Source organism: Micromonospora sp. NPDC047753 (assembly GCF_040642735.1).
Classification (GTDB): Bacteria; Actinomycetota; Actinomycetes; order Mycobacteriales; family Micromonosporaceae; genus Micromonospora.
This window is the reverse complement of sequence record NZ_JBEYSL010000698.1, coordinates 1-2,704: the sequence shown is the minus strand read 5'-3', so window position 1 is coordinate 2,704 and position 2,704 is coordinate 1. Positions and strand designations below refer to the sequence as shown.

At 70.0% G+C, this 2,704-nt stretch carries 3 protein-coding genes; all 3 read left to right on the top strand.

Annotated elements, in window-relative coordinates; all coding sequences use genetic code 11:
• Positions 1 to 102: 102 nt before the first annotated feature.
• The gene (locus ABZ749_RS33335) at positions 103 to 549 is read left to right on the top strand and encodes a DoxX family membrane protein (RefSeq protein ID WP_357234961.1); all 447 of its coding nucleotides are present in this window, start codon (positions 103 to 105) and stop codon (positions 547 to 549) included.
• A gap of 25 nt (positions 550 to 574) precedes the next feature.
• Positions 575 to 1,057 (top strand): MarR family transcriptional regulator, encoded by a 483-nt coding sequence (locus tag ABZ749_RS33330; protein WP_357234958.1) that lies wholly within the window; start codon positions 575 to 577, stop codon positions 1,055 to 1,057.
• Positions 1,051 to 2,704, top strand: a 1,654-nt coding sequence (locus ABZ749_RS33325) for an ABC transporter ATP-binding protein (protein ID WP_357234956.1), incomplete at its 3' end; no start/stop codon positions are given. The genes ABZ749_RS33330 and ABZ749_RS33325, both read left to right, overlap by 7 nt.

Sequence of the window (2,704 nt, the reverse complement as noted above, 5' to 3'; positions counted from 1 at the left end):
GGCGCGGGTTCCGCTCATGCGCCAAGCCTATCTTGCCATTGACAAGATGAGCATCTGACGCGCAATCTTGTCACTGACAAGTTTCCCCTGAGGAGGATTCCGATGGCACCCCTGATCGCCTTGGTCGCCGGCGCCGCGCTGGCCCGAATCGCCGGCCTGGTCGGCTTCTCCGCACTGGACGGCTGGCACCCCGCGCTGCGCGTCGGGCTGGCCGTGATGTTCACACTCACCGCCGTCGCGCACTTCGTCGGCCAGCGTCGCAGCGACCTGATCGCGATGGTCCCGCCCCGCCTGCCCCGACCGGACCTGCTGGTCACCGCCACCGGCGTGCTGGAGCTGGTCGGCGCGGTCGGCCTCCTGGTGCCGGCGACCGCCCGGGTCGCGGCGGCCGGGCTCGGCCTGCTCATGCTCGCCATGTTCCCGGCCAACATCTCGGCCGCCCGCCGCGAGTTGACCCTCGCCGGCCGCCCGGTCACTCCGCTGGCACAGCGAACCGCCCTGCAGATCCTGTTCGTGGCCACCGCTGCGGCAATTTCGTTTGGCCCCTGACTATCAGGGGGCTAACCTGCTTGTCGTGGAACTCGTGACCCTCCAGGACGTGCCGCTCGGCCGGCTGCTGGTGGTGGCCGGGCACCTGGTCGGGCAGCGGTGGAACCGCTACCTCGCCGAGGAGCACGGCCTCACCCAGGCTGGCATGATCACCCTGATGACGCTCGCCCGACACGGCGAGTTGCCGCACCGGGCGGTCGCCGAGAAGGGGTTCGTCCGCCCGGCGACCCTGACCGGCATCGTCGACACGCTCGAGCGCGACGGTCTGGTCGAGCGGCAGCGCGACGACAACGACCGACGCAGCATCCGACTCGCCATCACCCCCGCCGGGCGGGAACGGGTGGCCGCGCTCGACGCGCTCATGCACTCCGGACGGCCCCTCACCTCGGTCGACACCGACCCGGCGAAGGCCCAGGTGATCCGGGAGTTCCTGCTTGAGGTCATCGGCAGCGGAGACGACCCGCGGATGACCGGACGCCCTACCGAAACGAAGGACCCGGCGTGCTGATCCGACTCCTGCGCGGCCAACTGCGCACCTATCAGAGACCGTTGCTGGCGGTCGTGCTGCTCCAGTTCGTGGGCACCATGGCCTCGCTCTACCTGCCCAGCCTCAACGCGGACATCATCGACCAGGGTGTGGCCCGGGGCGACACCGACTACATCGTGCGCACCGGCGGCTGGATGCTGCTGGTCAGCCTGATCCAGATCGTCTGCTCCATCGCGGCTGTCTACCTGGGCGCCCGGGTCGCGATGGGCTTCGGCCGTGACGTACGCGCCGAACTGTTCGGGCACGTCAACCGCTTCTCCGCCCGCGAGGTGGCCCGGTTCGGGGCACCGTCGCTGATCACCCGCAACACCAACGACGTTCAGCAGGTGCAGATGCTCGTGCTGATGAGCTGCACGATGCTCGTCGCCGCACCGATCATGAGCGTCGGCGGCGTGTTCATGGCGTTGCGTGAGGACGTCGGGCTCTCCTGGCTGATGCTGGTCAGCGTCCCGGTGCTGGCCATCACCCTCGGCGCGATCATCCGTCGGATGGTGCCGGGCTTCCGGCTGATGCAGACCCGCATCGACACCGTCAACCGGGTGCTGCGGGAGCAGATCACCGGCATCCGGGTGGTCCGTGCGTTCGTCCGAGAGCCGTACGAGACGGACCGCTTCGCCGTCGCCAACGCCGACCTGACCGCGACCGCGCTGCGTACCGGCCGGTTGCTGGCGTTGATCTTCCCGGTGGTCATGCTGGTGCTGAACGTCTCCAGCGTGGCCGTGCTCTGGTTCGGCGCGCAGCGGGTGGACGCCGGCGCGATCCAGATCGGCGCGCTCACCGCGTTCCTCCAGTACCTGATGCAGATCCTGATGGCGGTCATGATGGCCACCTTCATGCTGATGATGGTGCCGAGGGCAGCGGTCTGCGCCGAGCGGATCGTCGAGGTGCTGGACACCGACTCCTCGGTGGTCCCGGCCACCGTGCCGGTCACCGAGCTGCCCAGCCGAGCCGAGCTGGAGCTGCGCGGGGTGCGCTTCCAGTACCCGGGCGCGGTGGAGCCGGTGCTGCGCGACATCTCCTTCCGGGCGACCCCGGGCACCACCACAGCGATCATCGGCAGCACCGGCGCGGGCAAGACGACGCTGCTGTCCCTGATCCCCCGCCTGGTCGACGTCACCGACGGCGCGGTGCTGGTCGACGGGGTGGACGTGCGGGAGTTGGCGCCGGACGAGCTGTGGCGACGCATCGGCCTGGTGCCGCAGCGGCCGTACCTGTTCACCGGAACGGTCGCCAGCAACCTGCGCTACGGCAACCCGGACGCCACGGACGAGGAGCTGTGGTCGGCGCTGGAGATCGCCCAGGCCCGGGACTTCGTGGCCCAGATGCCCGGCGGGTTGGATGCCCCGATCGCGCAGGGCGGCACCACCGTCTCCGGTGGGCAGCGGCAGCGCCTGGCCATCGCCCGCGCCCTGGTCCGGCAACCGGAGATCTACCTCTTCGACGACTCGTTCTCCGCGCTCGACCTGGGCACCGACGCGCGGCTGCGTGCGGCCCTGCGGCCGGTCACCGCGCAGGCAGCGGTGGTGATCGTCGCCCAACGGGTCTCCACGATCATCGACGCCGATCAGTCGTCGGCCAGGTCGGGCAGCACGTTGGCGAAGTGGGCGC

Excerpts from the sequence above, each read along its gene's own strand:
- ABZ749_RS33335 (WP_357234961.1), top strand. The coding sequence starts at position 103 with ATGGCACCCCTGATCGCCTTGGTCGCCGGCGCCGCGCTGGCCCGAATC.